The 15,559-nt window shown below is 74.0% G+C and carries 18 protein-coding genes; 10 read left to right on the plus strand and 8 right to left on the minus strand.

The features are described from left to right. Positions 1 to 8 precede the first annotated feature (8 nt). Positions 9 to 188 (plus strand): ferredoxin, encoded by a 180-nt coding sequence (locus ACFVDM_RS22780; protein ID WP_383643244.1) that lies wholly within the window; start codon positions 9 to 11, stop codon positions 186 to 188. A 133-nt stretch (positions 189 to 321) separates the two neighbouring features. Here ACFVDM_RS22780 and ACFVDM_RS22785 read toward each other — a convergent pair whose 3' ends face one another. Further along, a complete protein-coding gene (locus ACFVDM_RS22785) occupies positions 322 to 990 on the minus strand; it encodes a pyridoxal 5'-phosphate synthase (RefSeq protein ID WP_383642905.1) in 669 nt (222 codons plus the stop codon). 58 nt (positions 991 to 1,048) lie between these two features. Here ACFVDM_RS22785 and ACFVDM_RS22790 point away from each other — a divergent pair, with 58 nt between their 5' ends. Next, positions 1,049 to 1,222, plus strand: a complete 174-nt coding sequence (locus ACFVDM_RS22790; RefSeq protein WP_383642908.1) for a hypothetical protein — start codon at positions 1,049 to 1,051, stop codon at positions 1,220 to 1,222. A 24-nt stretch (positions 1,223 to 1,246) separates the two neighbouring features. Here the strand turns inward: ACFVDM_RS22790 and ACFVDM_RS22795 are convergent, their stop codons facing one another. Further along, the gene (locus tag ACFVDM_RS22795) at positions 1,247 to 2,443 is read right to left on the minus strand and encodes an acetyl-CoA acetyltransferase (protein WP_383642911.1); all 1,197 of its coding nucleotides are present in this window, start codon (positions 2,441 to 2,443) and stop codon (positions 1,247 to 1,249) included. A 165-nt stretch (positions 2,444 to 2,608) separates the two neighbouring features. Here ACFVDM_RS22795 and ACFVDM_RS22800 point away from each other — a divergent pair, with 165 nt between their 5' ends. Then, on the plus strand, positions 2,609 to 3,892 hold the full coding sequence (locus ACFVDM_RS22800; protein ID WP_383643247.1) for an acyl-CoA dehydrogenase family protein: 1,284 nt from the start codon (positions 2,609 to 2,611) through the stop codon (positions 3,890 to 3,892). Next, the gene (locus ACFVDM_RS22805) at positions 3,892 to 4,407 is read left to right on the plus strand and encodes a nitroreductase family deazaflavin-dependent oxidoreductase (RefSeq protein ID WP_383642914.1); all 516 of its coding nucleotides are present in this window, start codon (positions 3,892 to 3,894) and stop codon (positions 4,405 to 4,407) included. The genes ACFVDM_RS22800 and ACFVDM_RS22805 overlap by 1 nt, the downstream gene beginning before the upstream one ends. A 142-nt stretch (positions 4,408 to 4,549) precedes the next feature. On the opposite strand, the gene ACFVDM_RS22810 is transcribed toward ACFVDM_RS22805, so the two are convergent. Further along, positions 4,550 to 5,197, minus strand: coding sequence for a TetR family transcriptional regulator (locus tag ACFVDM_RS22810; RefSeq protein WP_383642917.1), 648 nt, complete (start codon positions 5,195 to 5,197; stop codon positions 4,550 to 4,552). A gap of 320 nt (positions 5,198 to 5,517) precedes the next feature. Here ACFVDM_RS22810 and ACFVDM_RS22815 point away from each other — a divergent pair, with 320 nt between their 5' ends. Beyond that, a complete protein-coding gene (locus ACFVDM_RS22815; RefSeq protein ID WP_383642921.1) occupies positions 5,518 to 6,318 on the plus strand; it encodes a VOC family protein in 801 nt (266 codons plus the stop codon). Between the two features lie 253 nt (positions 6,319 to 6,571). After that, positions 6,572 to 8,941, plus strand: a complete 2,370-nt coding sequence (locus ACFVDM_RS22820; protein ID WP_383643250.1) for a PQQ-binding-like beta-propeller repeat protein — start codon at positions 6,572 to 6,574, stop codon at positions 8,939 to 8,941. Between the two features lie 4 nt (positions 8,942 to 8,945). On the opposite strand, the gene ACFVDM_RS22825 is transcribed toward ACFVDM_RS22820, so the two are convergent. Continuing rightward, entirely contained in the window at positions 8,946 to 9,590 is a 645-nt protein-coding gene (locus tag ACFVDM_RS22825; protein ID WP_383642923.1) for a hypothetical protein, read from the minus strand. A gap of 224 nt (positions 9,591 to 9,814) precedes the next feature. Here ACFVDM_RS22825 and ACFVDM_RS22830 point away from each other — a divergent pair, with 224 nt between their 5' ends. Next, positions 9,815 to 10,360: a hypothetical protein gene (locus ACFVDM_RS22830; RefSeq protein ID WP_383642926.1), complete on the plus strand. Its 546-nt coding sequence runs from the start codon at positions 9,815 to 9,817 to the stop codon at positions 10,358 to 10,360. 86 nt (positions 10,361 to 10,446) lie between these two features. Here ACFVDM_RS22830 and ACFVDM_RS22835 read toward each other — a convergent pair whose 3' ends face one another. Genes ACFVDM_RS22835 through ACFVDM_RS22845 form a run of 3 tightly spaced genes read right to left on the minus strand, consistent with a single transcriptional unit; the run spans position 10,447 to position 12,823 of the window. Continuing rightward, positions 10,447 to 11,223 carry an enoyl-CoA hydratase/isomerase family protein gene (locus ACFVDM_RS22835; protein ID WP_383642929.1) on the minus strand — a complete coding sequence of 259 codons (777 nt, stop codon included), beginning with the start codon at positions 11,221 to 11,223 and terminating at the stop codon, positions 10,447 to 10,449. A 4-nt stretch (positions 11,224 to 11,227) separates the two neighbouring features. Then, positions 11,228 to 11,668, minus strand: coding sequence for a Zn-ribbon domain-containing OB-fold protein (locus ACFVDM_RS22840; protein ID WP_383642932.1), 441 nt, complete (start codon positions 11,666 to 11,668; stop codon positions 11,228 to 11,230). A 6-nt stretch (positions 11,669 to 11,674) separates the two neighbouring features. Further along, positions 11,675 to 12,823 carry a lipid-transfer protein gene (locus tag ACFVDM_RS22845; RefSeq protein WP_383643253.1) on the minus strand — a complete coding sequence of 383 codons (1,149 nt, stop codon included), beginning with the start codon at positions 12,821 to 12,823 and terminating at the stop codon, positions 11,675 to 11,677. 124 nt (positions 12,824 to 12,947) lie between these two features. Between ACFVDM_RS22845 and ACFVDM_RS22850 the strand changes: the two genes are divergently transcribed. From ACFVDM_RS22850 to ACFVDM_RS22860, 3 genes are all read left to right on the plus strand, one after another. Continuing rightward, a complete protein-coding gene (locus tag ACFVDM_RS22850) occupies positions 12,948 to 14,525 on the plus strand; it encodes a FadD3 family acyl-CoA ligase (RefSeq protein ID WP_383642935.1) in 1,578 nt (525 codons plus the stop codon). A 65-nt stretch (positions 14,526 to 14,590) separates the two neighbouring features. Further along, positions 14,591 to 14,866, plus strand: a complete 276-nt coding sequence (locus ACFVDM_RS22855) for a hypothetical protein (protein WP_383642939.1) — start codon at positions 14,591 to 14,593, stop codon at positions 14,864 to 14,866. Then, positions 14,866 to 15,261 carry a PIN domain-containing protein gene (locus ACFVDM_RS22860; protein WP_383642942.1) on the plus strand — a complete coding sequence of 132 codons (396 nt, stop codon included), beginning with the start codon at positions 14,866 to 14,868 and terminating at the stop codon, positions 15,259 to 15,261. The genes ACFVDM_RS22855 and ACFVDM_RS22860 overlap by 1 nt, the downstream gene beginning before the upstream one ends. 90 nt (positions 15,262 to 15,351) lie before the next feature. Here the strand turns inward: ACFVDM_RS22860 and ACFVDM_RS22865 are convergent, their stop codons facing one another. Then, complete coding sequence (locus tag ACFVDM_RS22865; RefSeq protein WP_383642945.1) at positions 15,352 to 15,540, minus strand: hypothetical protein; 189 nt, start codon at positions 15,538 to 15,540, stop codon at positions 15,352 to 15,354. Positions 15,541 to 15,559: the final 19 nt, after the last annotated feature.

Here is a 15,559-nt window from a genome sequence, read left to right on the forward strand (position 1 = left end):
CCGTGGAGCTGCGGATCGACATCGACAAGGACGTGTGCATCGGGGCCGGGCAGTGCGCGCTCGCCGCGCCCCGGGTCTTCACCCAGGACGAGGACGGGCTCAGCGAACTGCTCGCCGACGCCGAGCCGGGCCCCATGGTCCGCGAGGCCGCCCGCGCCTGCCCCGTACGGGCGATCACGCTCGGCTGACCCGGCGGGCGGGGCCTTCGGGGCGGTGCCCTCCGCCTGCCCCGCCCGTCCGCCGGCCCCGCCCGCCCGTCCGCCGGGCAGGGCCTCGGGAACCGAGGAATCCGGGGCCGGAGGAATCCGGGGCCGGAAGAATTCACGGCCAGAGCAGTTCACGGATCCAGGCGGCGCCCTCCGCGCGGTACCGCAGCCGGACGTGCCGGAGGCGGGCGTCGCCCTGGAAGAACTCGGCCTCGCGCGGCTCCACCACGTACCGCGTCCAGCTCGCCACCTCCGCGTCCGGCTCCGCCCCGGCCCGCTCCCACGCGGCGTCCGAGGCGCGCTCCAGCTCCGCCACCGACCCCAGCACCTCGCTCTGGCGCCCGACCAGTGCCGAGGCCAGGGCGCCCGTCGAGCGGGCGTGCAGATCGGCCGCGCTCTCGGCCGGCGAACAGACCGCGACCGGGCCGCGCACCCGCACCTGCCGCCCGAGCGCCGGCCAGTAGAAGCCGAGCGCCGCCTGCGGACGGGCCGCCAGTTGCCGCCCCTTCGCGCTCGTGGCGTGCGTCGCGAAGTGCCACCCCCGCCCGTCCGCCCCGTGCAGCATCACCGTCCGTACGTCCGGCAGCCCCTCCTCGTCCACCGTCGCCAGGCTCATCGTGTGCGGCTCCGTCTGCCCGGCCGCGACGGCGTCCGCGAACCAGGCGTGGAAGAGGGGAAGAGGCGCGGCTGGGGCCGCCTCCGGGTCGAAGCCGGGCAGCTCGACGTCCCAGACCCGCTGGGCGTGGAGCAGGGCGGGGAAGCGGTGCGATGCGTCGGTGGTCATGGGGTCATTCCACAGGGTGCGGCGGGGGCTGCGCGATGCGGTGCGCCATCCTGGACGGATGGTGGAGACGACGCGGCAGGGCTTCCCGGGCCGGTCCGCAGAGGAACTGGTGACCCGCCACCGACGGTTGCCCCAGGTGGACGGTGAGCTGATGCGCCACGAAGCCGACGGGCTCCTCGGCGGCGAGGACCGGGTCGGGGAAGCCGGTCCCCGGGAGCGCCCGCGCGGCTGAACGCGGCGGAGCGGGCCCCGCCCCTCACCCCCGCCCCAGCACCACCGTCCCCGACGAGCAGAACCAGCCGCCCGTGCCCGAGGCGACGGCGAGTTCCGGGAGGCGGTCGCCGGGTTTGCGGACCTGGCGGGCGCCGGCCTCGCCCCGGAGCTGGCGGACGGCCTCGACGAGGAGGAAGAGGCCGCGCATGCCGGGGTGGCAGGCGGAGAGGCCGCCGCCGTCGGTGTTGACGGGGAGCTCGCCGGTCAGGCCGGTGCGGCCCTTCTCGACGAAGGGGCCGCCCTCGCCCTTCGCGCAGAAGCCCAGGTCCTCCAGGGTCACCAGCGTCATATAGGTGAAGGCGTCGTAGATCTCGGCCAGATCGATGTCCGCCGGGCGCACCCCCGCCCGTTCGAAGGCGAGGCGGCCGGAGACGGCGGCGGGGGAGACGGTGAAGTCGTCCCATTCGGACATCGTGGAGTGGGAGACGTGCTCGCCGGTGCCGAGGACCCAGACGGGGGTCTTCGCCGTGTCGGGGACGTACTCCTCGGCGGCCAGCAGCACCGCGCAGCCGCCGTCGCTGCGGATGCAGCAGTGCAGTTTGGTGAACGGGTCCGCGATCATCGGGCCGGACAGCACCTCGTCCACGGTGACCGGGTCGCGGAACATCGCGTCCGGATTGGCCGCCGCGTTCGCCCGCGCCCGCACCGCGACCTCCGCGAGCTGTTCCAGCGTGGTCCCGTACGTGTGCATGTGGCGGCGGGCCGCCATCGCGTACTTGGCGATCAGCGAGTGCCCGTACGGCACCTCGAACTGGAGGGGGCCGCGCGCGCCGAACGACAGGTTCGAGGTGCGGCGGCCCGCCCTGATGTCCGCGCGGGCCGTCGACCCGTACGCCAGGAGCACGGCGTTGGCCCGGCCCTCGACTATCGCGTCCGCCGCGTGGGCCGCCATCACCTCCCAGGTGGCACCGCCCACCGAGGTCGAGTCCACCCAGGTCGGCCGCAGCCCCAGGTACTCGGCCACCTCCACCGGGGCCAGCGTGCCCAGCCCGGCCGAGGCGAACCCGTCCACGACCGAGCGGTCCAGCCCCGAATCGGCCAGCGCCCGGCGGGCCGCCTGGGCGTGCAGGGCGTACGGCGTGGCCGTGTCGACGCGCCCGCAGTCGGACAGGGCGACCCCGACGACGGCGACCCGGCGGCGCCCGCCGGAGGGGGAGGGGTGCGTGGGAGTGGTCGGCATGAACCTGACGGTACATCAGATAGTGGGGAGCGGAACCCGTGCGGAACGGGGTGGCCGTGTGGCCCCCGTCGCCCTGCGCGACTCTGGGAATCTCCGTGCTTCACCCCTAGCATGACGGCCCGTCAGATCAGAGGCCGTCGGCCCCTGAGGGGAAGGAGCCCGATGATGGACGCCGCCTTCACCGCGGACCAGGAAGCGATCCGCCGCACCCTGCGCGCCCTGCCGGCCGCGCACCGCTCCCCGGCGCCGGACGGCCCCGGGGGCATCGCCTCGCCGGACGGCCCCGGGGACGGGAGCGGTGCGCCGGACGGCTACGACCCGGAGGTGTGGCGCGCCCTCGCCCGCGACCCCGGGCTGCCCGGCATCGCCCTGCCCGAGGCGTACGGAGGGGGCGGCCGCGGGACCGCCGGGCTCGCCGCCGCCCTGGAGGAGACCGGCCGCGCCCTGCTCCCCTCCCCGCTGCTCGCCACCGCCGCGCTGGCCGCGCCCCTGGTCCTCGCCCTCGGCACCGAGGACCAGCGCACCGCCCTGCTGCCGAGGATCGCCGACGGCACCCTCACCGCCGCCCTGGCCGTGCCCGGCGGCTCGCTCCCCACCGCACTCGGCCTCACCGGCGACCCCACCGGGGGCGCCTGGGCGGGCGGCGGCCGGGCCGGCGGGGTGCAGGCCAGGCCCGCCGGGGGCGAGGGCGGCTGGCGGCTGTACGGCGAGGCCGTCCCGGTGCCCGACGGCGCGAGCGCCGGACTGCTCGTGGTCGCCGCCCACGCGGGCGGCTTCCCGCGCAGCCGCACCCTGCTCTTCCTGGTCGCCGCCGACGGGCCGGTCCCGCCCGCCGGGCTCGTCCGCACCCCGCACCCCTCCCTCGACCCGACCCGGCCCCTCGCCCGGGTCCAGCTGCGCGACACCGAGGCCGTGCTGCTCGGCGCCGACGACGGCGCGGACGTCACCGCGGCCCTCGCGGAGGCGGGGCGCACCGCCGCCGTCGCGCTCGCCGCCGAGGCCGCCGGGGCCGCGGCGGGCGCGCTGGAACGGGCCGTCGCCCGCGCGCAGGCCGCCGAGGCGGCCGGAAGCCGGGCGGCGGACCCCGGAGTCGCCGGCGCGTTCCCGGCCGCCCGGCTGCGCCTCGCCGAGCTGTACGCCCGGGTGCGGTCGGCCCGGACCGCCGCCCACCACGCCGTCGGGGAACCGGAATCCGGCGGGCTGGCGCTCGCCCAGGCCCTGGAGGTGCTGCGCGCCACCACCGCCGAGACCGCGCATCCGGCCGGCGGCCCGGGGGCAGCCCGGGACGGCGGGGCCCGGGGCTACTTCGAACGGGCCGCCGGGGACGAACTCCTCCTCGGCCCCGTCCAGCTGCTCCGCGACCACGCGGCCCACCGGGCCGGAATGTTCGGCGCGCGGCCGTGCGGGGACGCCGGACACGGGGCCGCGTCCGGGCGGGTGGCGGTCTGATGGCGCCCGGCGTCCGGCTCGTCCAGAAGGTCTCCTCGACCCGGGTCTTCGCGCGGCTCGCCCCGCACGTCGTGCCCGCCATGGACCGCGCGGTCCACCGGCTCACCCGGGGCAAGGTGCTGCTCAGCGCCCGGATGCTGCCCGGGGTGGTGCTCACGGTGCCGGGGGCGCGCAGCGGGCAGCCGCGTACGACCCCGCTGGCCTGCATGCCGCACCCCGGTGCGGACGGCGGCGAGGGCTGGGTCCTGGTGGGCAGCAACTTCGGCCGCCCCGGCCATCCTGCCTGGACGGCCAATCTGCTGGCGCACCCGGAGGCGGCCGTCATCAACTGGAAGGGACGCGACATCCCGGTGACGGCCCGGCTGCTGGCGGGCGAGGAGCGCGCCGGTGTCTGGGCGCTGGCGCTGCGGTTCTGGCCGCCCTATGCCGCGTACCAGTCCCGGATCGACCGGGAGATCCGGCTGTTCCGGCTGGAGCGGCGGGAGGGCGGGGGCGCTCCGGCCCGGGGGGTCTGAGCTGGGGAGCGGCCGGGGGCCGCAGGAGTGTCCCGTCCGGGTACGCCGACGGCGGACCACAGGCGTGGTCCGCCGTCGGTGAGACAGGACCCGGGGCGCGCGGGGCCGCCGCGCTTCGCCCCGCGGGGAGACCGGCCGCGCGTTACTTCGGCGGCTTCTTGCCGGTGATGCCCAGATGCACCAACAGCGCCAGGTTCGGCTTCAGTTCGGCCTGCTTGACGCCCCAGGTGGTGAAGCCCTTCTGGTGCGAGGCGACGGCGGCGAGCATCGCGACCAGGGAACCGGCCATCGCCGCCGCGCTGACGTCCTTGTCGACCTTGCCCTTGGCCTGGAGCTCCTTCACGGAGTCCGTAAGGGAGTTGGTGACCGAGTTCAGGATCTTCATGCGGATCTTGTAGAACCGCTTGTCGCCCTCGGCCGCGCCGAGGTCCACCACGCGGAGGATGGCGTCGTTGCGGCGCCAGAAGTCGAGGAAGCCCTCGACCAGTTCCTCGGCCGCGTGCCAGCCCGACTTGCCGACCCAGGAGCGCCCGGCGACCAGTTCGGTCAGTCCGGCACCCTCCTTGGCCATTTCCTCGGCGATTTCGAGAACGGCGCCCTCGACGTCCGGGAAGTACTGGTAGAAGGTCGCGGGTGAAGTCCCCGCCTTCCGGGCGACGTCGATGACTTTGACGTCCCGGTACGGCGAGGAACTGAGCATCTCGCTGAGGCAGTCGAGCAGCTTCTGCCGCGTCGCCTGACCGCGTCGACCGGCCACGCGGCCGTCGACGGTGCGTACTTGTCCTGTCATGCCGTCAGCTTACCGACGGGTGATCGGAGCGCGATTCGGCCGAGTGCAAATGGGGTGCGGGGCAGGTGTGATGGGGGGAACGGGGGGATTTCGGGGGGTGCGCCCCGGGCTCTCCCGGCCCTTCCCCACGGAGTGATTAGTGTTATCAACAGCCTGTGGACAACTTTGGTGGATAACTTTCCGTGAGGGCGGGGTGACCACGGCGCGCGGAGTGCTCTGTATCGAATGTGTGTTCGCATGTGGTGGGCCGGGGAGCGCGTCGCGGGCCGCGCGGCTACGTTGGGTGTGACGAGCGTCACCGCTACGGAAGGAGCCGGGCCATGGCCGCATTCGCACGGTCCGCCCCGTGCTGGGTGGATGTGCAGCTCCCCGACCTCGAAGCCGGCAAGCGCTTCTACGGGGAGCTGTTCGGCTGGACCTTCCGGCCCGGCGACGGCCCGTACGCCGACGCGCTCAGCGAGGGCCGGCTCGTCGCCGCCCTCGCCGCCAAACAGGACGGCCGGATGCCCACCGCCTGGGGCGTCTACTTCGCCACCGACGACATCGGCGCCACCGTCGCCCTCATCCGCGAGCACGGCGGCCAGATCATCACCACCCCCGTCCGGGCCGGGCTCTCCGGAATCCTCGCCCAGGCCGCCGACCCCGGCGGCGCGGTCTTCGGCCTCTGGCAGGCCGCCGAACGCAAGGGCTTCCAGAAGCAGAACGAACCCGGCTCCTTCTGCTGGACCGAGGTCTACACCCGCGACAAGGAGCACGTGGACGCCTTCTACGAGGCCGTCTTCGGCTTCCGCTCCACGGACCTCGACGCGTCGGGACCCGGCGACCCCGGCACCGCCGAATCCGGCGTCGACTTCCGCATGTGGTCCCCGGAGGGCACCGAACCGGGCCCCGACACCGCCGTCGGCGGGCGCAGCGTCATCACCGACGCCTTCCCCGCCGAGATGCCCAGCTACTTCCTCAGCTACTTCGCCGTCGCCGACTGCGACACCACCGCCGAGACCGTCCAGCGGCTCGGCGGCCGGATCTCGGCGGAGCCCTTCGACATCCCGTACGGGCGGATGGCCGTCGTCCAGGACGACCAGGGCGCCGTCTTCGCCGTACTCCAGCCGCCCCCGTCCTGACGCGTCGCCCGCCTCCCCGGGCACGGCCGCGGGCCCCGGCTGTCCCGAAAGCCCGAAAGCTTCCCGTGTCCCGAAAACAGCCGGAGTGGTACGGGACACCCCGATCCGCCCCCGGGTTCGCCACCGGAGCCTCGGCCAGGAAGAATCGGGGTGCGCACCGCCGGGTGGTGCCCACGGATGAGACGCTGCACACGGCGGGTTTTTCGCGGACCTCAGATCTTTGGGGTCCGTACGGGGAGGTGGCAGGCAAGTGGTGGAGCAGCTGACGCAGCACGACCCGAGGCGGATCGGCCCGTTCGAGGTGCTGGGACGGCTCGGGGCCGGCGGCATGGGGCTGGTCTATCTCGCCCGCTCGGCGTCCGGCCGGCGGGTGGCGATCAAGACGGTCCGTACGGAACTGGCCGAGGACCAGCTGTTCCGGGTCCGCTTCACGCGCGAGGTCGAGGCGGCCCGCGCGGTCAGCGGTTTCTACACGGCCGCCGTGGTCGACGCGGACCCGCGCGCCGCCGTGCCGTGGCTCGCCACCGCCTATGTGCCGGCGCCCTCGCTCGAAGAGATAGTGAATGAGTGCGGGCCGATGCCGACGCAGGCCGTGCGCTGGCTCGCCGCGGGCATCGCCGAGGCCCTCCAGTCCATCCACGGCGCGAAGCTCGTCCACCGCGACATGAAGCCCTCCAACGTGCTGGTCGTCGAGGACGGCCCCCGGGTCATCGACTTCGGCATCGCCTCCGGGGTCTCCAACACCCGGCTCACCATGACGAACGTCGCCGTGGGCACCCCCGCCTACATGTCGCCCGAGCAGGCCCGGGACTCCCGCAGCGTCACCGGGGCCAGCGACATCTTCTCGCTCGGCTCGACCCTGGTCTTCGCCGCGACCGGGCACGCCCCGTTCCACGGGGCCAACCCCGTCGAGACCGTCTTCATGCTGCTGCGCGAGGGCCCCGACCTCGCCGGACTGCCCGAGGACCTGCGCCCGCTCATCGAGTCCTGCATGCAGATGGACGCCGCGCTGCGCCCCACCCCGGCCGAGCTCCAGGCCCAGCTCGCCCCGCACCTCTTCGCCTCCGGCGGCGACGACAGCGGCACCGCGTCGGCCTGGCTGCCCGCCGAGGCCACCGCGATGATCGAGCAGCGCCGGGGCGGTGGCCGCGCCCCCGCCGCCCGGCCCGCGCCCGCCGCCCCGCCGCAGCGGAGCGCCGACTGGGACAACGCCTGGCGCCCCGGCGAGAACCCGCCCCCGCCGCCGCCCGCCGTCCCGCCCGCCCCCGCCCCGGTGCCCGACGCCGGCGGTCCCGTACGCCTCCAGGGCGCGGCCGTGCCGATCGGGCCCGGCCCCCGGGCCCAGGACGTGCGCGCCTCCGCCGGTGCGGCCGAGGCCGGTCCGGCGACCGACTGGGTGCGCCCGCCCGCCGGGATGAACGGCGCCGCCGCCACGCACGCCCCCGTACCCGCCCCGGCCCCCGCGCCCGAGCCCGGACCGGCCGCGCCGGACCGCTGGCGGCCCTGGCGTTTCCGCATGTCCAACGATGTGTGGGGCACCCCGGTCGTCGTCGGCGATCTGCTCTACGTGACGTCCTTCGAGGTGCACGCGCTGGACACCGGCAACGGGCGGCGCCAGTTCAAGACCCGGGACGTGGCCTGGGCGATGGCCGTCGACGGCGGCAGCATCCACGCCTCCGACGGCCCCTCGCTCTACGCCCTGGACGCGACGAGCGGCGCCGAGCGCTGGCGGGTGCAGTGCGAGGCCTGGGTGTACGCGCTGCGCGCCGAGCGCGGCACCGTCGTCACCGCCACCCGCGGCGGCGGCGTCCAGGCCTGGGAGGCGGCCACCGGCGAACGGCTCTGGGAGATCACCGGGGCGCAGACGGACTTCGAGACGGCGGAGGCCGGACCGGCACTCCACGACGGCACGGTCTACCTCTGGCAGGACGCCCGGCTGCGGGCCGTCGACGCCCGCACCGGCACCGAGCGCTGGTCCTACCCGGTCGGCGACGCCGCCTCCTGCGGCGGTGTGCCGGTCCGGGTGACCCCGGCCGCGGACGGCTACGCGTACATCGCGGCCGGGACCCGCGTCCTCGCCGTGGACATCGCCGCCGGCCACGTCCGCTGGCACTTCGAGGCCCCCGCGGTCTTCCTCTCCCCGCCCGCCTTCGCGCCCGGCCCGGCGGTGACCGGCGGTGGGGTCTACCTCGCGGACTACCTCGGCACCGTCTACGCCCTGGACGCCTCCACCGGCAAGGACCGCTGGCGCATCGCCACGGAGTCCCGCCAGTCGATCGAACCGGTGCTGGTGGAGGCGGGCAACGTGCACGTCGGCAGCGGCAGCGCGCTCTACACCCTGGACGCGGTCACGGGCACCCCGAAGTGGCGGTTCGCCGCGGGCGGCGAGGTCGTGGGCGCCCCGGTCGTCGCCGACGGGCGGGTCCACTTCGGCTCCGCCGACCACGTCCTGTACACCCTCGACGCGGCGGGCGGCCAGCTCCGCTGGAAGCTCGCGACCGGCGGCGAGATCACCGGCTCGCCCGTCGCCCAGGGCGGCGTCGTCTACGCCTGCAGCAAGGACCGCTGCGTGTACGCGCTGGACGCGGTCAAGGGCACGGGCACGGGGAACAGGGCGCGGTAGCCCCTCAGCCGGTGTCCTTCGGGGGACGCGGCTCCCCGGGCGGCGGCGGGGCCGGGCGGCTGCCGGTCCCCGGACCCGCGTCCCGGCCCGGTCCGGCCTCCGGTCCCACGTACGGCTCCGCCTCCGGCTCCGGCCAGGGGCTCGTCTGGACCGACGGGCCCGGCTCGCGGGTGGGCGGCCAGGTGTCGGGATCCGCCGAATCCGGCGGGGTGTACGGCGGCTCGGCGCGGACCTCGCGGGGCCGCCCGGACATCAGCGCGGCGCCCAGCAGGAGCAGCACCCCGCCGGCCGCGGCGCTCGCCACGCCCTCGTCGAGCCCCGATCCGTCGCCCGCGACCGTCAGGCTCCCCTCCGCCTGTCCCTGGCGCACCATCCACAGCACGGTGAAGCCGAGCACCAGCACGCCCGCGACCGCCACCAGCGGCCGGAAGCGCAGCACGACGCCCACGACGGCCAGGACGGCGGCCACGAGGAAGGGCAGCAGGATCGAGCCGAGGACGGCGGGGCGGTCCCCGGTGATCCCGGTGAACAGGTCGTCGACGCGGTAGTACCGCCCGAGGCGGCCGTCGTACCAGTCACGGAAGGGGCTCTGCACGGCGGCCGCCGCTCCTAGGAGAGCGACGACGGAACCCAGGACGTTGCGGATCATCTCCGGCCTCCCGCGGACGATGGCCATCGCCCTCGCTCCGACGCTACGCCGGGCCTCCGGGTGCCGCCACCAGACGGACCATGACGCACCTGTGACAGGACCATGACCGGGGTGCCGGAACGTGGGCGGGATGCTGTGCGCTACGTTGTCGCGCGCCCGTTCGACAACGCGCCGACGGACGGCACGCAGGGAACGAGAAGCGGGCACCCGAGGGGGACATGGCGATGGTGAAGCAGCATGTGAAACTGACGGTGGTTCTGGTGGCGGTGGTCCTCGCCCTCACCGGATTCTCCACCAGCGGCAAGGGCCGGGGCGGCAGCGGCAAGAGCAAGTCGCACAGCAGCAGCGGTGGCGGGGGCGGGTGCTCCAACTCCAAGAAGAGCAACGGCACCTACCACGACACGGACTCCGACACCGACTACTCCTCGTCGAGCGGCGGTAGCTCCGGCTCGGTCAGCACCACCCCGACCGCCACCGCGACGGACGCGCCCCAGGTGTACGTCTTCCGCTGCGCCTCGCCCCGCAAGGGCAAGCGCAAGGCCGTCACCGTCTCCACCGCGCGGCTCACCCCGAACGCGACGGCGACCGGCAGCCACACCTACGAGGTCGAGGTGACGTTCCTCGACGCGATCGGCAACACCGTCGACACCGGTTCCGCCTCCACGACGGTGGAGGGCAACGAGACGAAGACCGTCTCCGTGCGCATGGACCACCCGTCGAAGGTGTCCCGCGTCAAGAAGTGCTCGGCCACCGCCGAGCTGCTGTACTGACCTGACCGGGGGCCGCGCGGCCACCCCCCACCGCGGCCGGCCCTTCACCGAGGCCGCCTTCACCGAGGCCGCCTTCACCTCGGCCCTCACCGCAGGCGGAACCCGCCGCCCCTGGCCCGCCCGCCGAACAGCCCGGCCTGCTCCTCGGGCGCCAGGTTCCCGAGCGCGATCAGATGCGGGGCATGGGCGAACGCCTGCGCCCGCGCCGCCTCCTTCGCCGACCACACCGCCCGCACGGTGCCCTGCACCGCCCCGGTGGGGTACGAGGCGATCACCCCGGCGGCCCGCAGTGCCGCCGCCACCGCGCCCCCGGGCTCCGTCACCTCGCTGACCAGCCCCGTCTCGTACGCCCTGCGGGCCGTGACCCGTTCCGCCGTGCCCATCAGGGCCATCCGGGCCACCTCGCCGAACGGCATCCGCTGCGCCATGGCGATCGCCTCGTACGCGCTGACCATGCCGTACGTGGTGTGCGGATCGAAGAACACGGCCTCCTCGGAGGCGACGACGAACTCCGCCTCGCCCAGCAGATAGAACGCCCCGCCGCACGCCATCCCCTCCACGGCGGCGATCACCGGCTTCCACAGGTCGTTCGCCTTCGGTCCGATCGTGAGCAGCGGATCGTCGATGGTGAAGGGCGAGGAGGGCTGCGGGACCTCGGCGTCCCGGTCGATCCCCGTACAGAACGCCCGGCCGCCGGCCCCGGTGAGCACCACCGCCCTGACCGTGTCGTCGCACCGGAACGCCCGCCAGGCGGCGACGAGTTCGGCCGCGGTGGCCAGATCGATCGCGTTGTGCCGCTCGGGCCGGTCCAGGGTGAGCAGGGCTACCCCGGTCGCCTCGTCGGTCTCCGTGCGAAGGCTCATCCGCTCACCGCTCCAGCAGCCAGCGGACCAGCACGGTCCCGGGCGCGACGGGGCAGAACACGGCCCGCACCGGGGCCCCGATCCGCAGCCGCGCCGGGTCGACGGAGTCCAGGGGCGCGTCCGGGCCGCTGACCACATTGCCGACCAGCCGGATGTGCGGGGCCTCGGCGAGTTCGACGACGACCGCGTTGTACGGGGCCTGGGCGGCGTACGCCGGAAGGAGCGGGGGATGCGGCAGCACGTACGACCAGATGCGGCCGCGGCCGCTCGTCTCCCGCCACTCGCTGTCGAACGAGCCGCAGTGCGGGCAGCACGGCCTCGGCGGGAAGCGGAGCCGGCCGCAGTCCGGGGCGGCGCACGCCTGGACGCGCAGTTCGCCGCGGGCCGCGTACTCCCAGAAGGGGGCGCCGTCGTCGTCGACGACGGGCAGCAGAAGATCGTCCATCGCGGTTCAGCTCCTCAGCAGTACGGCGGAGGTGGGGACGCCCTCCCCGGCGGTGACCAGGCAGGTCGAGGCGTCGGGGACCTGGGCGGTGGAGGTGCCGCGCAGTTGTTTGACGCCCTCGTTGATGAGGTTGAAGCCGTGGACGTAGCCCTCGCTCAGGCCGCCGCCACCGGTGTTGATCGGCAGCCGGCCGCCGCTCTCCAGTGCCCCGCCCTCGGTGAACGCGCCGCCCTCGCCGCGTCCGCAGAAGCCGTACCCCTCCAGGGAGAGCGGGATGAGCGGGGTGAAGGCGTCGTAGATCTGGGCCACGTCGACGTCCCCGGGCCCGAAGTCGGCCTGTTTCCAGAGCTGCCGGGCGGCGGCCCAGGCGGGGCCGGTGAGCGGGTCGTCGTTCCAGTAGTTGACCATCCCGTGGTGCTGGGCGGGCAGGCCCTGGGCGACCGAGTGGAGGTAGACGGGCCGCTGCCGGCAGTCCCGGGCCCGTTCGGCGGAGACGATCACGCAGGCCAGCGCCCCGTCGGTCTCCAGGCAGTTGTCGAAGAGGCAGAGCGGCTCGCTGATCCAGCGCGAGGTCATATACATGTCGCGGGTCAGCGGCCGTTCGTACATCACGGCGTCCGGGTTCTGGTTGGCGCGGTTGCGGCAGGCGAGGGCCACGTTGAAGAGGTGGTCGCGGGTGGCCCCGTACTCGTGCATGTAGCGCCGGGCGAGCATGCCGATCTCGTCGGCGGGGCGCAGCAGCCCGTAGGGCCGGGTCCACTGGGCGGGGGTGGGCAGCTGCACCGCGGTGTTCTTCCAGGGGCGCGGGCCCGAACCGCGTTTGCGCGAGCGCCAGGCGACGCCGACGCTCGCCTGCCCGGTGGCGACGGCGGCGGCCAGATGCGCGAGCGTCGCGCAGGAACCGCCGCCGCCGTAGCCGACCTTGCTGAAGAAGGTGACGTCCCCGGCGCCGATCGCCTTGGCGACCTCGACCTCGTCGGTCTCCTCCATGGTGTACGAGGCGAACGCGTCCACCTCCGACGGGGCGATGCCCGCGTCGTCGAGCGCGGCGAGGATCGCCCGGCACGCCAGGGTCTTCTCGGACTCGGGCAGGTGTTTCGCGAACTGCGTCTGCCCGATCCCGGCTATCGCCGCCTTGTCCTTGAGCGTCCCCACCGCCACCTCCGAGGCCGTCACGACTGCTGACAGCGGCAGAGGCTACAGCTAATCTGACGGATAGTCAGCTACGAGGGCTCCAGCGGTTGTCCGGTGGGGATTCCGTTCGGCGGGAGGGCACGAGATGCGCGGCGACGAGGAATGGTCCACCGTCCCCGACCTGGTACGCGCGGCGGCGCGCCGCCACGGCGACCGCGAGGCGGTGGTGGACGGCCGGACCCGCGTCACGTACGCGGAACTGGGCGAGCGGGTGGAGCGGGCCGCCGCCGCGTGCATGGCGAACGGGGTGGAGCAGGGGGACCGGGTCGCGATCTGGGCACCGAACACCCTGGACTGGATCGTCTCCGCGCTGGGCGCGGTGACCGCGGGCGCGGTCCTCGTCCCGCTCAACACCCGCTTCAAGGGCACGGAGGCGGCGTACGTCCTGGAACGCAGCCGCGCCAAGCTCCTGTTCGTCACGGGCACCTTCCTCGGCACCTCGTACGTGGCCTCCCTGCGCCGGGCCGAGGCGGACCTGCCGCATCTGGAGAAGGTGGTGGTCCTCGCCGACACCGCGCCGGAGGCGGAGGACTACCTCACCTGGAAGGACTTCCTGGCGACGGGGGAGGGGACATCCGCCGGGCGGGTATGGCAACGGGCCGACGCCGTCCCCGCCTCGGCCCCCTCCGACATCATCTACACCTCGGGCACCACCGGCCGCCCCAAGGGTGCCGTCATCACCCACGCCCAGACCCTGCGCTGCTACGCGATCTGGAGCGAACTGGCCGGGCTGCGCGAGGGCGACCGCTATCTGATCGTGAACCCGTTCTTCCACACCTTCGGCTACAAGGCCGGTGTCATCGCCTGCCTGATGCGCGGGGCGACGATGATCCCGCAGCCGGTCTTCAACGTGGACACGGTCCTCGCCAACATCGCCGCCGAACGCGTCTCGGTCCTCCCCGGCCCGCCCACGCTGCACCAGTCGCTCCTGGACCACCCCGCCCGCTCCTCCCACGACCTCTCGGCCCTCCGTCTCGTCGTGACCGGCGCCGCCGTGGTCCCCCTCCGGCTCGTCGAACGGCTCCGCACGGAACTGAACATCGCCACGGTCCTCACCGCCTACGGCCTCTCCGAGGCGAGCGGCATCGTCACCATGTGCCGCCGCGGCGACCCCGCCGAGGTCATCGCCTCCACCTCCGGCCGCGCCATCCCCGGCACCGAACTCCGCGTCCTGGCCGCCCCCGGCGAACCCGGCGAGATCCTCGTCCGCGGCTTCCACGTCATGCGCGGCTACTTCGAGGACCCCGAGACCACGGCCGCCACGGTCACCCCCGACGGCTGGCTGCACACCGGCGACGTCGGCGTCCTCGACGCGTCGGGCAACCTGCGCATCACCGACCGCATCAAGGACATGTTCATCGTCGGCGGCTTCAACGCCTACCCCGCCGAGATCGAACAGCTCCTCGGCCTCCACCCGGACGTGGCCGACGTGGCCGTGATCGGCGTCCCCGACCCCCGCCTGGGCGAGGTCGGCAAGGCGTACGCGGTCCGCCGGCCGGGGGCGACGCTGACGGCGGACGACCTCATCGCCTGGTCGCGGCGCGAGATGGCCAACTACAAGGTGCCGAGGTCGGTGGAGTTCGTGGCCGAGCTGCCGCGCAACGCGAGCGGGAAGGTGCTGAAGGGGGAGCTGCGGGGGCGGTCCGATCGCTCCGCAGGGTGAAGTGGTCACTCTATGTGATGAACCGACTCCGCCCGGCCGCTCGGGTGCGGAGTATGGTGCAAGGTATGGCAACCAAGAAGTACACCGTCACGCTGCCCGAGGAGCTCGCGGAGGAGATCCGCAAGGAGGTCGGCCCCGGAGCCTTCAGCGCGTATGTCACCCGTGCCATAGAGCGGCAGCGCGAGCACGACCGGCTGGGGGAGCTGGTGGAGCGGCTGTTGGAGGAGCACGGTCCGCTGACCGAGGCCGAGGAGACGGCGGCCGAGAAGGAGAGGCGCGACATCGAGCGCTGGTTCGAAGAGCGCGAGTCCGCCTCCGACGCGCGGCCGGAAGCCGCCTGATGCCGGAGATGACGTACGTGTTGGACAGTGAGGCCCTCTCCAGGGTCGCCCTGAACGACCGCGCCATGGCCGTGACGCTCGCGAAGGCCCATCGGTCGAACGTCCGCGTCGTGACGAGTTCCATGACGCTCATCGAGGCGTATCACAGCAGGATCCGGCAACCCGTCTGGGACTGGGCGATGGCGCGGGTCGTCGTCGAACCCGTCACCAAGGCCATCGCCGACGAGGCCATCCGCCTCCTCCGCGCCACCGGCCTCCACGGCCACAAGTACGCGATCGACGCCGCCCTCGCGGTGATCGCCGGCCGTCAGCGCGGTCGCGTGGTCGTGTTCACCTCGGACGAGGACGACTTGGGGAAGCTGTGCGGGGCGGGGGTGCTGGTGCGGGGCGTGTAGCCGCCGCACCGAGGCCGCCCCCGGACATGCAACGGCCGCGGTGGCTCCCCCTCCGCGCCACCGCGGCCGTTCCCCCGTCGAGAGAAGTCGTCAGTTGGCCGGCTCCGACGTGGCGTGCATGTCGTTGGTGGAGGCCTCGCCGCCGGTCGCGTGCATGTCCAGAGGCTTGATCGGGCTGCCCGTGGCGTGCATGTCCTGCGTCGTTATCTGGCCCGCGTCCTCCCCGGTGGCGTGCATGTCCTCCGGCTTGAGCTCCAGATCCTTCTTCGCGTCAGCCATGATCGTCTGCTTCCCTCGG

This window comes from Streptomyces sp. NPDC057682 (assembly GCF_042799575.1).
Lineage (GTDB): Bacteria > Actinomycetota > Actinomycetes > Streptomycetales > Streptomycetaceae > Streptomyces.

Excerpts from the sequence above, each read along its gene's own strand:
- ACFVDM_RS22785 (WP_383642905.1), bottom strand. The coding sequence starts at position 990 with ATGACCACCGACGCATCGCACCGCTTCCCCGCCCTGCTCCACGCCCAG.
- ACFVDM_RS22790 (WP_383642908.1), top strand. The coding sequence starts at position 1,049 with ATGGTGGAGACGACGCGGCAGGGCTTCCCGGGCCGGTCCGCAGAGGAA.
- ACFVDM_RS22795 (WP_383642911.1), bottom strand. The coding sequence starts at position 2,443 with ATGCCGACCACTCCCACGCACCCCTCCCCCTCCGGCGGGCGCCGCCGG.
- ACFVDM_RS22800 (WP_383643247.1), top strand. The coding sequence starts at position 2,609 with ATGGACGCCGCCTTCACCGCGGACCAGGAAGCGATCCGCCGCACCCTG.
- ACFVDM_RS22805 (WP_383642914.1), top strand. The coding sequence starts at position 3,892 with ATGGCGCCCGGCGTCCGGCTCGTCCAGAAGGTCTCCTCGACCCGGGTC.
- ACFVDM_RS22810 (WP_383642917.1), bottom strand. The coding sequence starts at position 5,197 with ATGACAGGACAAGTACGCACCGTCGACGGCCGCGTGGCCGGTCGACGC.
- ACFVDM_RS22815 (WP_383642921.1), top strand. The coding sequence starts at position 5,518 with ATGGCCGCATTCGCACGGTCCGCCCCGTGCTGGGTGGATGTGCAGCTC.
- ACFVDM_RS22825 (WP_383642923.1), bottom strand. The coding sequence starts at position 9,590 with ATGATCCGCAACGTCCTGGGTTCCGTCGTCGCTCTCCTAGGAGCGGCG.
- ACFVDM_RS22830 (WP_383642926.1), top strand. The coding sequence starts at position 9,815 with ATGGTGAAGCAGCATGTGAAACTGACGGTGGTTCTGGTGGCGGTGGTC.
- ACFVDM_RS22835 (WP_383642929.1), bottom strand. The coding sequence starts at position 11,223 with ATGAGCCTTCGCACGGAGACCGACGAGGCGACCGGGGTAGCCCTGCTC.
- ACFVDM_RS22840 (WP_383642932.1), bottom strand. The coding sequence starts at position 11,668 with ATGGACGATCTTCTGCTGCCCGTCGTCGACGACGACGGCGCCCCCTTC.
- ACFVDM_RS22850 (WP_383642935.1), top strand. The coding sequence starts at position 12,948 with ATGCGCGGCGACGAGGAATGGTCCACCGTCCCCGACCTGGTACGCGCG.
- ACFVDM_RS22855 (WP_383642939.1), top strand. The coding sequence starts at position 14,591 with ATGGCAACCAAGAAGTACACCGTCACGCTGCCCGAGGAGCTCGCGGAG.
- ACFVDM_RS22860 (WP_383642942.1), top strand. The coding sequence starts at position 14,866 with ATGCCGGAGATGACGTACGTGTTGGACAGTGAGGCCCTCTCCAGGGTC.
- ACFVDM_RS22865 (WP_383642945.1), bottom strand. The coding sequence starts at position 15,540 with ATGGCTGACGCGAAGAAGGATCTGGAGCTCAAGCCGGAGGACATGCAC.